The organism is Brevibacterium sp. SIMBA_078 (genome assembly GCF_046534565.1).
In the GTDB taxonomy this organism is placed as follows: domain Bacteria; phylum Actinomycetota; class Actinomycetes; order Actinomycetales; family Brevibacteriaceae; genus Brevibacterium.
Genome location: NZ_JAWRYQ010000076.1, coordinates 1 through 352, shown reverse-complemented (window position 1 = coordinate 352; position 352 = coordinate 1). Strand labels below are relative to the sequence as shown.

Below are 352 nucleotides of genomic sequence, written 5' to 3'. Positions count from 1 at the left end.
CTAAAACAGTATCTCAGTTAAAACTCGAAGTTCCATGTATCGAAACACAATGGAAAGTTCTGCACTTGAATGACCTATGGGAGCATGAACAAAAAGCGACCCAAGCACTATTAAAAAACCGTGAAATCATGCTGCAAGGCATGTTTCAGCAATTACTTAAAGAGACGAATTAAAAATGAGCGCAAACGAAAAAATTAACCAAGACAGTATAAACAAAGCGCTTTGGAGCGCCTGTGATACCTTCCGTGGAACCATCAGCGCCGATACTTATAAAGACTTCATCTTGACTATGCTATTTCTCAAGTACATCTCAGACGTATGGCAAGATCATTACGATGGCTATAAGGCCGAG

Annotated in this window: 1 protein-coding gene; it reads left to right on the top strand. The window is 40.1% G+C overall.

Translation table 11 applies throughout. The annotated features are described in order from the left end of the window. Positions 1-175: 175 nt before the first annotated feature. Positions 176-352: type I restriction-modification system subunit M N-terminal domain-containing protein (locus tag SB749_RS18935; protein ID WP_410711661.1), on the top strand; the 177-nt coding region annotated here is incomplete at its 3' end.